The 12,750-nt window shown below is 53.1% G+C and carries 14 protein-coding genes; 5 read left to right on the forward strand and 9 right to left on the reverse strand.

Annotation, left to right across the window (positions count from 1 at the left end; genetic code table 11):
* Positions 1-408 precede the first annotated feature (408 nt).
* Both HGO41_RS12220 and oxlT read left to right on the forward strand, forming a co-directional pair.
* Entirely contained in the window at positions 409-1,578 is a 1,170-nt protein-coding gene (locus tag HGO41_RS12220; protein WP_037034044.1) for a serine hydrolase, read from the forward strand.
* Positions 1,579-1,832: 254 nt separating this feature from the next.
* On the forward strand, positions 1,833-3,092 hold the full coding sequence (oxlT, locus tag HGO41_RS12225; protein WP_013575552.1) for an oxalate/formate MFS antiporter: 1,260 nt from the start codon (positions 1,833-1,835) through the stop codon (positions 3,090-3,092).
* A gap of 107 nt (positions 3,093-3,199) precedes the next feature.
* Here oxlT and HGO41_RS12230 read toward each other — a convergent pair whose 3' ends face one another.
* The 5 genes from HGO41_RS12230 to HGO41_RS12250 all read right to left on the reverse strand — a co-directional run bounded on the left by HGO41_RS12230 (position 3,200) and on the right by HGO41_RS12250 (position 7,545).
* Positions 3,200-3,427 (reverse strand): hypothetical protein, encoded by a 228-nt coding sequence (locus HGO41_RS12230; RefSeq protein ID WP_013575551.1) that lies wholly within the window; start codon positions 3,425-3,427, stop codon positions 3,200-3,202.
* A gap of 107 nt (positions 3,428-3,534) precedes the next feature.
* Positions 3,535-4,257, reverse strand: a complete 723-nt coding sequence (locus tag HGO41_RS12235) for a DJ-1/PfpI family protein (RefSeq protein WP_013575550.1) — start codon at positions 4,255-4,257, stop codon at positions 3,535-3,537.
* A gap of 148 nt (positions 4,258-4,405) precedes the next feature.
* Positions 4,406-5,344 (reverse strand): ABC transporter substrate-binding protein, encoded by a 939-nt coding sequence (locus HGO41_RS12240; protein WP_013575549.1) that lies wholly within the window; start codon positions 5,342-5,344, stop codon positions 4,406-4,408.
* A gap of 9 nt (positions 5,345-5,353) precedes the next feature.
* Positions 5,354-6,451: an LLM class flavin-dependent oxidoreductase gene (locus tag HGO41_RS12245; protein ID WP_013575548.1), complete on the reverse strand. Its 1,098-nt coding sequence runs from the start codon at positions 6,449-6,451 to the stop codon at positions 5,354-5,356.
* A gap of 200 nt (positions 6,452-6,651) precedes the next feature.
* The gene (locus HGO41_RS12250) at positions 6,652-7,545 is read right to left on the reverse strand and encodes a LysR family transcriptional regulator (protein ID WP_013575547.1); all 894 of its coding nucleotides are present in this window, start codon (positions 7,543-7,545) and stop codon (positions 6,652-6,654) included.
* 187 nt (positions 7,546-7,732) lie between these two features.
* Between HGO41_RS12250 and HGO41_RS12255 the strand changes: the two genes are divergently transcribed.
* Together HGO41_RS12255 and HGO41_RS12260 are read left to right on the forward strand one after the other, a co-directional pair.
* Positions 7,733-8,338: a cysteine dioxygenase family protein gene (locus tag HGO41_RS12255; RefSeq protein ID WP_250981066.1), complete on the forward strand. Its 606-nt coding sequence runs from the start codon at positions 7,733-7,735 to the stop codon at positions 8,336-8,338.
* Complete coding sequence (locus tag HGO41_RS12260; RefSeq protein WP_250981067.1) at positions 8,331-9,950, forward strand: rhodanese-like domain-containing protein; 1,620 nt, start codon at positions 8,331-8,333, stop codon at positions 9,948-9,950. Before HGO41_RS12255 ends, HGO41_RS12260 begins: the two co-directional genes overlap by 8 nt.
* A gap of 44 nt (positions 9,951-9,994) precedes the next feature.
* Here the strand turns inward: HGO41_RS12260 and HGO41_RS12265 are convergent, their stop codons facing one another.
* The 3 genes from HGO41_RS12265 to HGO41_RS12275 form a co-directional block, all read right to left on the reverse strand.
* On the reverse strand, positions 9,995-10,261 hold the full coding sequence (locus HGO41_RS12265) for a YjbD family protein (RefSeq protein WP_013575544.1): 267 nt from the start codon (positions 10,259-10,261) through the stop codon (positions 9,995-9,997).
* 321 nt (positions 10,262-10,582) lie between these two features.
* On the reverse strand, positions 10,583-10,876 hold the full coding sequence (locus HGO41_RS12270; RefSeq protein WP_037034038.1) for a DUF1161 domain-containing protein: 294 nt from the start codon (positions 10,874-10,876) through the stop codon (positions 10,583-10,585).
* A 52-nt stretch (positions 10,877-10,928) separates the two neighbouring features.
* Positions 10,929-11,297, reverse strand: a complete 369-nt coding sequence (locus HGO41_RS12275) for a DUF1283 family protein (RefSeq protein ID WP_037034037.1) — start codon at positions 11,295-11,297, stop codon at positions 10,929-10,931.
* Between the two features lie 132 nt (positions 11,298-11,429).
* Between HGO41_RS12275 and HGO41_RS12280 the strand changes: the two genes are divergently transcribed.
* Positions 11,430-11,756 (forward strand): YnfA family protein, encoded by a 327-nt coding sequence (locus tag HGO41_RS12280; protein ID WP_015689934.1) that lies wholly within the window; start codon positions 11,430-11,432, stop codon positions 11,754-11,756.
* A gap of 4 nt (positions 11,757-11,760) precedes the next feature.
* Here the strand turns inward: HGO41_RS12280 and HGO41_RS12285 are convergent, their stop codons facing one another.
* Positions 11,761-12,666 carry a LysR family transcriptional regulator gene (locus HGO41_RS12285; protein ID WP_013575540.1) on the reverse strand — a complete coding sequence of 302 codons (906 nt, stop codon included), beginning with the start codon at positions 12,664-12,666 and terminating at the stop codon, positions 11,761-11,763.
* Positions 12,667-12,750: the final 84 nt, after the last annotated feature.

Here is a 12,750-nt window from a genome sequence, read left to right on the forward strand (position 1 = left end):
TGAGTTGTTAACCGGATTGTTAATTTTATGTCACAAGTTTAGGAGCGGGTGACAAGAACGTCTAATCGAATGCTGTGATGGAGCGATAGGAATCCTCTATCGCAGGGAAATATCGGGGAATAACGGAAACTCCCCGCAAGGAAAGGGGCGCATCACCGTATTTCATCCCTGTTGAAAACAGCGGGTTGTGATAATAAAACCTGATTGCAGGCTCAGTGGCAGGTGTTGGTGGAAATTAACGCAAGTTGTAACAGAACCGTTTCACTATGAAATGGTTAGCAAAAGACTAAGGGTTTTTCTGCAGGGGGTTTTAGTGCAACCTATGCCGCAGATTTTATCCCATAGGTTTTTGATATATTGCCGAGTTTAATAATAGCCCGGCAATATGGCGTGTTTAAGGAAGATTCAGTGAAACGTAGTGTAATGAGTGTTTTATCTTGTGTATTGATGTTCTCCGCAGGCAGTGCGAAAGCTATCGCGCCACTGGATTTCCCTGTCGTGCCGCCAAGCATTGACGCCGCTTCTTTTGTGCTGATGGATTATGCCAGCGGTGATGTGCTGGCCGCCGGCAACCCGGATGAACGCCGTAACCCGGCCAGCCTGACCAAACTGATGACAGGTTATGTCATTGACCGCGCGTTAGATCATAAAAAAATCACCATGGATGATGTGGTGACGGTACCGCAGGAAGCCTGGGTCGCTGGCAATAAAAGTCTGGCCGGTTCTTCACTGATGTTTCTAAAGCCAGGTGACCATGTCACCGTGCGTGACCTGATCCGCGGCATCATCATTACTTCCGGTAATGACGCCTGCGTGGCCATGGCCGATTATGTGGCGGGCAGCCAGGATTCATTCGTAGGAATGATGAATCAGTACGTGGTGAGCATGGGGCTGACCAACACCCATTTCGAGACTGTGCATGGCCTGGACGCGCCGGGGCAATACACCACCTCTTATGATCTGGCGAAACTTTCCCGCGCCATTATCGGCGGGGAACCTGAGGAATATCATATGTATGCTGAAAAATCGCTGACGTATGATAACATCACTCAGCAAAACCGTAACGGCCTGTTGTGGGATAAAAACCTGCAGGTTGATGGCCTGAAAACAGGTCATACCGAAAGCGCCGGTTTCAACATTATTGCCTCTGCGACGCAGGGTGACCGTCGTCTGATCGCCGTCGTGATGGGCGGTAAAAGCTCAAAAGGCCGCGAAGAACAGGCGCGCAAACTGCTGACCTGGGGTTTCCGCGAATATACCAGTAAACAGATTTTCAAAGCTGATCAGACCGTTTCCAGCGAACATGTCTGGTTTGGTGCTAATGCACAGGTGAAGGTCGGTTCACTGAGTGATGTCTTTATCAGCGTGCCGCAGGCCGATGCCGATAAACTGAAAGCCCAGTACGTGCTGACCCGTCCGCAGATTGACGCGCCGCTGAAGAAAGGTCAGGAGCTCGGCAGTATTAATATCGTAGATAACGGCAAAGTCATCAAAACCGTGCCGCTGGTAGCACTGGAAGATGTCGCAGAAGGCGGGATCATCAGCCGTGCGATTGATTATGTGAAGCTGAAAATTTAACGTCTGTTCCGCTGGTCAAAACGCAAAAAGAGCCTGCCCGAAAAGCAGGCTCTTTTTTTGCACCTGCTGCACCACAGTTGAACATTCTGCGGCACCGGGGCGACATCTTTATTCCTCCCCGTCGGACAGGGCAGGTGTAATTACCTGAAAATCCCATCGAATCAATGTGGCATGTTTGTTGCTGAGAACTTATTTCTTGCTAGCAATGTTAAAAATCTTTGGCTGGCGTTGACAGGAAATAAGGGAGACGACGAATGACAACATTGAATATGCCCATGACAATCGCGGCCAGCGCACGGTGGCGGCAGTTAGTTCTGGGGCTGATTTGCATGGCGGCGATTTCCAGTCCGCAATATGTCTGGACTCTGCTGACTAAACCGCTCGCGCTTAAACTGGGGGTTCCGCTGGCAGAGTTACAGGTTACGTTCTCGCTACTGATAATTCTGCAAACCTTCTTTTCTCCTTTTCAGGGCAGCCTGATTGAACGTTTTGGCCCGCGGAAACTGATTTCAATCGGCACGCTGTTATCAGGGTTCAGTTGGGTACTGGCGTCACAAGTCAGCAGTATTACCGGCCTTTATCTGGTCTATGGCTGCATCGGCGGACTAGGTACCGGCATTGTTTATGTCGGTGTCGTCGGGTTGATGGTGCGCTGGTTCCCGCATAAACGTGGCTTTGCGGCGGGAATGGTGGCTGCCGGATACGGAATGGGGGCGATTCTGACCACGTTCCCTGTTTCGACGTCCCTGACCAGTCGCGGGCTGGAAAGTACGTTGATTATCTTTGGCGTTATTTTCGCCGTCATTGGTTTTCTGGCCAGCCAGGGATTACGGCTGCCGCCGTCGCTCAGCGAGCGTCAGGATGTGCCGGTCATGGTGACGGAAGGCAAACAGTACCGTCCGAAACAAATGCTCAGACAGCCTCTGTTCTGGCTGATGTTTTTCATGATGGCGATGATGTCGACTTCAGGGCTGATGGTCACCTCGCAAATGGCGGTGTTTGCCCATGATTTTGGTATCACGGAAGCGGTGGTGTTTGGCATGGCCGCGTTGCCGCTGGCACTGACCATTGACCGTTTTACCAACGGGCTGACACGCCCGCTGTTCGGTTTTATTTCGGATAAATTTGGTCGTGAGCAGACGATGTTTATCGCATTTGCGCTGGAAGGCTGTGCGATGATTTTGTGGCTGATGTGTCGCGACAATGCTGTGTTGTTTGTTCTGCTGTCCGGCGTGGTGTTTTTTGGCTGGGGAGAAATTTTTTCCTTGTTCCCGTCAACGCTGACCGACACCTTTGGCAGTCAGAATGCCACTGCCAATTATGGCTGGTTGTATATGTCGCAGGGCATAGGCTCCATTTTTGGCGGCCCGCTTGCGGCACTGATTTATCAGCACACGGGCGGATGGAATATTGTATTCACCTGCGCCATCACGCTGGATTTTGTCACCGCCATTCTGGCGCTCTGGGTACTGAAACCCTGGCGTGCCCGTTTTATGCAGGCAGCCCGTGACTGAATAATCCTAAACTAGCGGGGTCTGGAGACGTTGTCACAGAGGAATGTTAACAAGCTGTAATTCAGGTAAAGCAGCGGGGCGACCGGCTCACGGACGCCCCGAACGGCCTAAAACACTTTCGAAGAAAAATCCGTTTTCACTTCGCTTTCAATGTAGGTATTTAAACCCCAACCGGCGCGCGCCAGTTCCTTCATTTTTTCGAGATGTTCGGGGCCAGGATGGCGGATATCGTAGAGATAAACGTGATTGTTCTTGAAGCGGATTTTGATCGAGTTGGCATCAATCTGGAAGCTGACAACCTGTGAATCACCGCTTTTGTTGGCGTAATTTTCCATGCTGCATCCTGTTAGCTAAGCCTGATTTCGGGCGACATCTTCTATTAACCACGTCCGGGCTTTTCTTGCAGGGCGACAGTTCACAGTTTCTTCAACTCGCTGAAAACTTAGCTTATCTGTGTATTAATAAACTCGCCTTTGCGTAGTTTAAGCCCTGCTGCGGCTGTCGCGAGGCGCCTTGTCTCAATAAAGGAAGCCATCTGTTTTTGTGCCTGTTCAACGTGTTTCGCGGATGCCACACGGGGAGAACCTGACGAAAAGGGCGGTTCAGGGTCGTACTCCATTTGCAACTGAATACCTTGCGCTATGTCGTTGCCATAGATATCGGCAATGACATTCAGGGCAAAGTCTATGCCTGACGTTACCCCCGCACCGGTGATCCGGTTGCGATCCCTGACGACGCGTTCATTAACCGGTTCGGCCCCCAATAATTCAAGCTGGTCAAGCGAAGCCCAGTGGGAAGTGGCTTTGTACCCCTGCAACAGGCCTGCTGCACCAAGCACAAGAGAACCGGTGCATACTGACGTCACCAGCCGGGCATTTTCACTTTTCTGGCGGATAAAAGTGAGCGTCTCATCATCGGACATCAGTTTTATCTGGCCTGGCCCGCCGGGGATGCAGATGACATCCAGTTCAGGGCAATTTTCAAATGTGTGAGTGGGTAAAATACGCAGGCCCCGGTCAGACGTCACGGGTTCCGGCGTTTTCCAGATAAGATGGACTTTGGCCCCCGGGGCTCTGGCGAAGACCTCAAACGGCCCCGTCAGATCTAATTGGGTCAGTTCCGGAAACAAAAGCATGCCGATTGATAAAGCCGGAAAGTCGCTCATTTAATGGTCCCCGGTTGCCAGACATCAGAGGTCAGATTGATAAAGGAAGTGATTAAGCAGAGTAGTCAATTAACCTGCGTATGACTACCCATCACTCCCCGATTTTTCGGGAAGTGATGTAACAGGGGGGCGTTACGCTTCTTCGCGATTATTTCAGCAGGAACGAATGATCAAAGGTGCCGCTGACATTCAGCGCGACGGGCAATAATCCCTGCGCGTGATAGAAATCCGCTGTTTGCTGTTGCTGCGTCTCGGTTGCGGCATCTATCGGTTGCCAGTAGGATTTACGACGCTCGAACCCCAGCTTTGCAGCGTCCAGCGGGAAGCCGATGATTTTCGCCAGTTTTTCGCTGTACGCATCCAGATTTTTATACGCCCATATCTGTGCATCGCTCAGGCGCTGCAGATAGTCAGCGATGGCCTCGCGTTTAGCTTTATCTTTCAGCGCCGTATCCGTCGCGGCAAGGAAGCTGTTACCCGACCACAAGCCGCGGCCATTTACGACCACACGCAGATGATCCTGAGTCTCAGCGAAGGCGGTGTAGGGTTCCCACGTTGCCCAGACATCCACTGAACCTTGCGTCAGTGCCAGCTTCGCATCGCTTGGCGGCAGGAAGCGGAACGTGACGTCTTTGGCGCTCAGTCCGGCAGAGGCAAGGGCTTTCAGCGCGACAAAATGTCCGATGGAACCGCGGTTGGTCGCGATACTTTTGCCTTTCAGATCCGCGGCGCTTTTGACCGGGCTGTCCGGTTTCACCAGCAGCGCGGTGCCGTAGGCGTCTGACTTATCCACGGCGATGGCTTTTACCTGCGCACCTGCGGCCTGTGCAAATAACAGCGGCGCATCACCGATAATGCCCACATCTACCGCCTGTGCATTCAGCGCTTCTGCCAGCGGCGCAGCAGCCGGAAACTCTGACCATTCAATTTTATAGGGCAGCTTATCCAGCTTATTTGCCGCTTCCAGCTGTGCCCGCATGTTGCCTTTCTGATCGGCGACCCGCAGGGTAATTTGTTCGGCATTTGTGGCGAACACAGCGCCGGTCAGCGTGACCAGCAGCAGAAGATTTCTCACATTCAGTCGCATCGGGTTTCCTTAAATCAGGGCAGTCACGGCGGTGTGTTTTCGGGCTTCCCGCGCAGCGATTTTCTGCTTCGTCAGCGGGATCAGACTCTTACCGTATTCGACGGCGTCATTCAGCGGATCAAAGCCGCGGATCAGGAAAGTGGTGATGCCCAGATCGTAATATTTCAGCAGTGCATCGGAGACCTGTTCCGGCGTACCGACCAGGGCCGTAGAGTTGGAACCGCCGCCAATCAGCCCGGCGATGCCGGTCCACAGGCAGGAATCGAGACGATCGCCTTGCGCGACGGCTTTCAGTAAACGCTGAGCTCCCACGCTTTGGGGTTTGGCTGCCAGCACCTGACCTTTCTCAGCTTGCAGGGCGGTGGCTTTAGTGAGAATTTCATCCGCTTTCGCCCAGGCTTCTTCTTCTGTTTTGCCGAGGATAGGGCGGAAGGAAATACTGAAGTTAATATCCCGGTTGTGTTTTGCCGCAGAGGCTTTTACCGCTTCCACCGTTTCTGCCGCACTGGCCAGCGGCTCGCCCCATAACGCAAACACATCCGCCTGTTTACCTGCAACACGGATGGCATCATCGGAAGATCCGCCGAAAAATACCGGCAGTTTTTTCTGACAGGGCTTAATGGCAGAGAAAGCATTTTCCGCCTGATAAAATTCACCCTGATGGTCAAAACCGGTTTCTGAATACCAGCTCTGTTTCAGTACATCGATGTATTCATCCGTGCGCTGATAGCGGCCGGATTTCGCCACATAATCACCGTCACGGCGTTGTTCCGCATCGCTGCCACCGCTGATGATATGCACTGCCACGCGACCATCAAGCAGGTGGTCGAGGGTCGCCAGCTTACGGGCGGCGAGGGTCGGCGCGACGAATCCCGGCCGGTGAGCCAGAAGAAAATGAATGCGGGATGTGCTGGCTCCGGCGTGCGCGGTGACCAGAAAAGCATCGGGCTGGTCGGAGGCATAGGCCACCAGAATGCGGTCAAAGCCAGCATCTTCATGGGCTTTGGCGAAATCGGAAATGTATTTTTTATCGAAAATCGGGCCGGTCGGTGGGATGATTTCAGAAGCCAGACGGTGTCCGATCATACCAATAAATTGCACGCTCATAGGCTGTCACTCCTCGGGATGAGGCCAGCGGATGAAGGTCTGCGCTGGCAGGAGTTATCACCATAAACGGCAACTTACTATGTGAGAAATTCATTATCTTCATAAGCTAATATAAAAAATGTGCATGAACAGGTGTTGCTTTGGGCACCGCGCCCAGGGGGTTGACCTTAATGCCAGTCCGGATGGCAATCCCATAATCACTACCTGCCACAATCCAACCCGTTAGCAATCGCGGCGGCAAACGCATCAATCGCCGGTACCTGACTCGCAGGAACGTTGGGATAAATCAGCCACAACTGGCTGCGGGGGGCGAAATCTTTCAGGTCATACAGCGCCAGTTCAGGGCGCAGTGCATGTTTTTCTACCAGCGCGCGCGGCATCAGCCCCAGGCCGCGCCCTTCAGCAATCAGGGATAATTGTAAGGTCGTGCCAAACGCCTCAAGATTGATGAGCAAAGGTAAACCCTGTTCAGTCAGCGCGCGCTGCAGGGCGGCGCGGAAACCACAGCCATGCGGATTGAGGATCCACCCGTGCTGATAACAATCTTCCAGACGTTGTGGCAAAGCCTGCGGTGCTTTCGGGCCGACAACCACTAAATCGACCGTACCCAGCGGCTGGTTTTCGACACCCTCCGGGAATTGCTTACTGGCAGGGAACAGCACGACCGCCGCTTCCAGTTCCTGCTGCTGTATCCGTAACAATAATTCGTCGCCCCAGCCGCTGGAAAGTCGCGGCTGGATTTGCGGAAATTGCGCAGACAGGGTTTTCAGGGCAGGCAACAGACTGCTTTCGCTCAGGCTTTGTGGCACGGCAAGGCGCAGAAGGCCGGAAGGTGGACTGTCGGCGGCAACCAAATCACTGAGCGCATCCACCTCACGCAAGATATGACGGCATTGCTGATAAACACGGTTGCCCATCAGCGTGGGTTTCAGGGGTTTGGTCTGGCGGTTCAGCAGCGGAATGCCCAGCGATTCTTCAAAATTTTGTACCCGACGGGTAATTGCCGGCTGTGTCAGCCCCAGCTCATCGGCAGCAAGCCGGGTAGATTGCAGGCGGATAACGGCGACAAAAGCAGTCAGGTCTTCAATTTTCATAGGCACTCAGCGTCAGGATTAACGTAAAAACGGCTGCCGGCAGGATAAAACAATTTTCACGCGGACGCTGGATCCTGATGCACATTTTTATGTGTGATTTGCATATTAGCTTATCCATAAAATGAATTTTGCTTGGATCATGGCGATGCTAACCTGTCGGAAACAGTGATGAAGTATGAGGAAAGTGATGACGACTTTACAGCTCGCGCCGCTGAGACAATTTCTGGCGGACTTCACCCGGCTGGTGCAGGAACCGCACGGTCAGACGCAAATACTGGCGCAGGGAAGCGAACTGCTGACCCGTCTTATCGGCGAAGATAACTGGCTGCCGGAGGAGTTTGCGCAGCCTCATCCTGAACATTATCAGCAATATCTCTTGTACGCCGATCCGCTGTCGCGTTTTTCTGTGGTGAGTTTTGTCTGGGGGCCGGGGCAGAAAACACCAGTGCATGACCATCGTGTCTGGGGGCTGATAGGTATGCTGCGCGGTGCAGAAGTCAGCCAGAATTATACCCGCCACCCCGACGGAACGCTGCAACCGGAAGGAAATCCCATTACGCTGCACGTTGGCGACGTCGGGAAAATCTCCCCCGATCAGCTGGATATCCACCAGGTCAGCAATTTTTTCAAGGATCAGGTCTCGGTCAGCATTCACGTTTACGGCGGCAATATCGGTGCGGTTTCACGGGCGGTTTATCTGCCAGACGGCACCGGGAAAACCTTTATTTCCGGCTACTCCAGCCCGCACCTTCCCAATATCTGGGACCTGTCAAAAGAGAAAAATCATGACTGATTCATATTCACTGCCTTTGCGCCATTTTTCTGAACTCCGCGAGGCGTTGCTCGAAGGACAGGATGTGGCACTGGTTGACCTGCGTGAAGAAGCGGCCTTTGCCACCGGACATCCCTTATTTGCTGCCAATCTGGCTTTGTCTAAACTCGAACTGGAAGTGCTGGATCGCATACCAAACCGTCTGACGGCTATTACGTTGTATGACAATGGTGAATTTTATGACGTGCAGCGCGGCGAGCGTAAAACCATGCGGGCGGCTCAATTGCTGAAATCGCTGGGGTATCAGAATATCGCGTTGCTGGCCGGTGATCTGGCTGGCTGGAAAGAAGCGGGCGGTGAGATATTTATTGATGTGAACGCGCCCAGTAAAGCCTTCGGGGAATGGGTTGAACATCATTACGAGACACCGTCCCTGAGTGCGGAACAGGTGCTGGCATTGCAACAGCAGGGGGCAAACATTGCTGTGCTGGATGTGCGCCGTTTTGATGAATATCAGGTGATGAGTATTCCGGGCGGCGTGAGCGTACCGGGAGGCGAACTTGTGCTGCGCCTGAAAGATGTGGTGCCTGATGACAACACGCAGGTGATCATCAATTGTGCAGGGCGTACCCGCAGCATTATCGGCACGCAATCTCTGATTAATGCCGGATTTACGCAGCCGGTGTCTGCATTGCGTAACGGTACGATTGGCTGGACGCTGGCGGGGCAGGCACTGTCGCACCTGCAACATAAACAGTTTCCGGCACTGAGTGAAGCCTCACGCAGGGTTGCGCTGAAAGGCGCGCAAACTCTGGCTTTACGCGCGGGCGTACGTTCAGTGACATTGTCACAATTACGTGACTGGCAACAGGATGATTCCCGCACGTTATACGTGTTTGACGTGCGCACGGCAGAAGAGTTTCGTGCCGGGCATCTGGCAGGCACGCGACACGTTCCCGGTGGCCAGTTGGTTCAGGAAACCGATCACTATGCCAGCGTTCGTGGCGCGCGAATAGTGCTGGTGGATAATGATGGTGTGCGTGCGCGCATGGCGGCCTCATGGCTGGCACAGATGAACTGGGAAGTGTATATCGCCGAAGTGAGGGCTGAAGATCTGACTGAACAAGGCGACTGGAAAGCCCGGGTTGCGCCCGCACCGGCTGTGGAATCTGTCAAACCGGAACAACTGCTGAACTGGCTGAGTGAGGGTAATACCGGCATTATCGATCTCACCACCAGCGCGAATTTCCGTAACCGGCGCATTCCGGGTGCGGTCTGGACAACACGGGGCAATATCCCGCAAATTATTGCCTTACAACCGCAGAAAGCGCGTTGGGTTGTCACCTGCACCAGCGGTTTGCTGGCACGTTACGCTGTCACGGAAGTGGCCGGATTAACCGGCAAACCCGTTTATTTGCTGGAGAAAGGCACGGTGGGCTGGATCGACCACGGGTTGCTGCTTGAGCGGGGGGATTCTGTTTATCTGGACGACGCGCAAGACAGATATCGTCGTCCGTACGAAGGCACGGATGTCAGCCCGCAGGCGATGCAGGATTATCTGGACTGGGAATACGGGCTGGTCGGGCAGTTGGAAAAAGACGGAACGCACGGTTTCAGATTACTGGAAGCCTGAGGGCTGAGGCCTCTGCGTGAGGAACGCAGAGGTTCAGTTAACGTTTAACGACGACCACGCGGATGAGTGCGGGCTGTCCAGTCGTATGTTGCAGAAGTGCTTGGAACGGCTTTATTACGGCGCTTTTCGGCCCGCGCTTTCGCAGCGACTTTTTCTTTTTCTGCCATCAACGTATCGATGTAGTCATCTTTAATCCGGTTATTTTCCGAATTCGTCAGCTCACGGCCCTGTGCTTTACGGGCTCTGTCCAGCAGTGTTTTTAACTCACGCTGTTCGCTTTCCGTCATATCTTGTTGGGTCAGTCTTTTCATTTTTACCGCATCCTGTGAGGAAAGTGGCTACCATTGTAGTCGAAATGGTGGCAGGAGTCGCTGCAACTCATCACCTTACTTGTTTTGTTTTTTTAAAAGGCAAGGTTGTTTCAGAAAGCTTGCTGAACGGAGCGGCAGCGTGTGTTGAAAACGTGAAGGGATATCCGGGAGGGAAAAAGCACTTTTCTCTCCCGGTGGTTTCGGTGCGAAGATCGTATGATAACTGTTATTAAGAAACCGAAAGGTTCCCGATCAGGTCATCGGGTTTTCACTGCAAGTGATAAACCGCCGGTGATATCCGCTCCGACATCACCGCGAATATTACTGTGAATCCTGGCTGGTCCCGGTCTTAGGACTTGCCGCTGAACTGTCACCCGCATCGGCGGTTTTGGTATACACAATCTTCTGACTGTCATTGCCGCAGTGGCCCACGACCTGCCCGCCAGTCTGATCGGCCTGATCATTTGGCACAATATCGAGTTTAAACCCTGATTCAGGCAAGCCGTTTGCCACGATTTTCTGGGTAATGTCAGCTTTTACGCTTTCACAGGAAGCCTGTGCCATCAGCGGTGCGAACATAACGACAGCAAGACCCGCTAAAAGTGTCTTTTTCATCATTCATTCCTTTTATGAAAACCAGTGTACTTATGAGTCTAGCAGATAGGATTTACGGAGCCAGTAACTGACGGCCATTACGACGGTCAAGGCAGCGCTCAGTGTTCGGTTCCCAGTACGCATTGATGTTTTGGCTGGCCTGACACTTGTCGCGCAGATCAATCGAATTGTCGTATTTGGAGAAGTCTTTCTCGTTACGCTGGTTTTTCATGGCGCGCAGGCGTTGGGTTTCATTCCATTGCTCTTTGCTCTGACGTGCTTCTTCGTTGGTCATGGCATCATTGCCGGTACCGCCAAAGACACAGGTTCCGCCCGCACAATTGGTGGCCGCGAGTGCAGGCGCCTGCCAGCTGGCGGTTATAGCCAGCAAAGCCACAGGCAGAATGCTGCGGGTCAGTCGGGATTTAAACGTTGTATTCATCAGCTCATCCTTTTAATTTACACATCGCTCAGGCGAATAATTGCATTATAACATCCGGCCGAATGACGTCACCCTCTGCCGGTAAACTGGTTGATATCTTATTGAACTTCGGACTGTAAACCTGGCCCAATTATGCTCAAAACGTCTTTACTGTTCTTTGCGACCGCACTGGCAGAAATCATTGGCTGCTTTTTACCTTATCTCTGGCTGCGCAAAGGGGCAAATGTGCTGCTTTTATTACCCGGGGCGCTCAGCCTGGCGGCGTTTGTCTGGTTGCTGACATTGCATCCGGCGGCAAGCGGCAGGGTGTATGCGGCTTACGGCGGGGTCTATGTCATGACCGCCATGCTGTGGCTGCGGTTTGTCGATGGCGTGAAGCTCAGCGCCACCGACTGGCTGGGCGCATGTGTGGCACTGGCGGGGATGCTGATCATCATTTCTGGCTGGAAAACGGCGTGAACGGCTATTGCGATAATCTTTCCATCAGCACAATCACTTTCTGAATCACAATTTGCGCCGCGCGGGATAACTGGCGGCGCGGGGCAACGCACAACGCCAGCGTCAGCGGTTTGGCGCTGCGGCCCTGAAGCGGCACAAACGCCAGTCGCTTTTCCTGTAAATCTGGCAATACATCTAACAAACTCAGCACGCCGACACCGGCCCCTTTGCGGATAAGTTCGCGCATCATGCGCACGTCATTACAGACGATCGACGGCGTTTCCAGTAACTGATAGCGGTTATACAGCAGTCTGGCGCGGGCATTGACCATCAGCGGTTCGGAGGGAATGATCTGCCGGTAGGAGGCGATGTCGCTGAACGACAACGATTCCTTCTGCGACAGTTTATGACCCACCGGCATCGCAATTCCGATGGGCAACTCCGCAAAAGCGCGTACTTCCAGCCCGGTATGTTCGACGGGATCGAGCAACAATCCAAAATCCACTTCCGCTGAACTGACCTGTTCGCTGATGTTCCGGCTGTCTTCGATGCGGATGTCAAACGTCAGGTAAGGGTGTTCTGCGCCCACGTCGGCAATCAGTTCCGCCACCATGCCTTCGCTGAGAGCGGCAATCATAGAGATGGTGACATGCCCGCGTCGCAGTCCCTGAATTTCATCGAAACGTTCGCGGGTGCGGGAAAATTCTTTCCGCCAGCGGCGAATGTCATCGAATAAAATTTCGCCTGCTGAGGTCAGTTTCAGACCCGTCGGTAAGCGTTCAAACAGCGGGGTTTCCAGCGTTTGTTCAGCCTGCAGGATCTGCCGGTTTATGGCTGAAGCCGAGACGTGCAGCACTTCTGCCGCTTTGCGCAAACTTCCTGTTCGGGCGACTTCGGTAAAATATTGCGAAAAACGGGAGAATGGCGACATGGGTGTACTAATTTATGCAGTGAATAAGTGAGATAACTATTATGGACTGCATCACTCATTTTTCCTAGATTGTGCGATGCCCCT

It is taken from the genome of Rahnella sp. CG8 (assembly GCF_023701875.1).
Taxonomy (GTDB): domain Bacteria; phylum Pseudomonadota; class Gammaproteobacteria; order Enterobacterales; family Enterobacteriaceae; genus Rahnella; species Rahnella aceris.

Excerpts from the sequence above, each read along its gene's own strand:
- HGO41_RS12240 (WP_013575549.1), bottom strand. The coding sequence starts at position 5,344 with ATGCGACTGAATGTGAGAAATCTTCTGCTGCTGGTCACGCTGACCGGC.
- HGO41_RS12270 (WP_037034038.1), bottom strand. The coding sequence starts at position 10,876 with ATGAAAAAGACACTTTTAGCGGGTCTTGCTGTCGTTATGTTCGCACCG.
- HGO41_RS12230 (WP_013575551.1), bottom strand. The coding sequence starts at position 3,427 with ATGGAAAATTACGCCAACAAAAGCGGTGATTCACAGGTTGTCAGCTTC.
- HGO41_RS12255 (WP_250981066.1), top strand. The coding sequence starts at position 7,733 with ATGACGACTTTACAGCTCGCGCCGCTGAGACAATTTCTGGCGGACTTC.
- oxlT (WP_013575552.1), top strand. The coding sequence starts at position 1,833 with ATGACAACATTGAATATGCCCATGACAATCGCGGCCAGCGCACGGTGG.
- HGO41_RS12265 (WP_013575544.1), bottom strand. The coding sequence starts at position 10,261 with ATGAAAAGACTGACCCAACAAGATATGACGGAAAGCGAACAGCGTGAG.
- HGO41_RS12250 (WP_013575547.1), bottom strand. The coding sequence starts at position 7,545 with ATGAAAATTGAAGACCTGACTGCTTTTGTCGCCGTTATCCGCCTGCAA.
- HGO41_RS12280 (WP_015689934.1), top strand. The coding sequence starts at position 11,430 with ATGCTCAAAACGTCTTTACTGTTCTTTGCGACCGCACTGGCAGAAATC.
- HGO41_RS12235 (WP_013575550.1), bottom strand. The coding sequence starts at position 4,257 with ATGAGCGACTTTCCGGCTTTATCAATCGGCATGCTTTTGTTTCCGGAA.
- HGO41_RS12285 (WP_013575540.1), bottom strand. The coding sequence starts at position 12,666 with ATGTCGCCATTCTCCCGTTTTTCGCAATATTTTACCGAAGTCGCCCGA.
- HGO41_RS12275 (WP_037034037.1), bottom strand. The coding sequence starts at position 11,297 with ATGAATACAACGTTTAAATCCCGACTGACCCGCAGCATTCTGCCTGTG.
- HGO41_RS12245 (WP_013575548.1), bottom strand. The coding sequence starts at position 6,451 with ATGAGCGTGCAATTTATTGGTATGATCGGACACCGTCTGGCTTCTGAA.
- HGO41_RS12260 (WP_250981067.1), top strand. The coding sequence starts at position 8,331 with ATGACTGATTCATATTCACTGCCTTTGCGCCATTTTTCTGAACTCCGC.